Raw genomic sequence first — 302 nt, forward strand, 5'->3', positions numbered from 1 at the left:
ATCAACCCCAACACCACAGCCTCGATGACCGCCAAGATCGGCGAGGCGGCGGCAAGTGTCGCCTCCGGCGCGACGGAGATCATCGCGGTCAATCCGGTCGACGGACCGCCCAGCATCGAAGGTTATTTCGACGAGGTCTTCGCCATTCCAGGCATCATCGCCGAGATGGGCAAGGCACAGGCCGATGCCTATGTCATCGCCTGCTTCGACGATACTGGGCTTGACGCCGGGCGTTGTGCCACCGAGGCCCCCGTCATCGGCATCGGCGAGGCGGCCTTTCATATGGCCAGCCTCGTCGCCGG

General features: G+C 64.6%; 1 protein-coding gene. It reads left to right on the plus strand.

The genetic code is table 11. The features are described from left to right. Positions 1–302 (plus strand): aspartate/glutamate racemase family protein (locus tag EN874_RS33045; RefSeq protein ID WP_245516252.1); only part of this gene is annotated, 302 nt, incomplete at both ends.

Origin of the sequence: Mesorhizobium sp. M1D.F.Ca.ET.231.01.1.1 (assembly GCF_003999155.2) — a bacterium.
Lineage (GTDB): Bacteria > Pseudomonadota > Alphaproteobacteria > Rhizobiales > Rhizobiaceae > Mesorhizobium.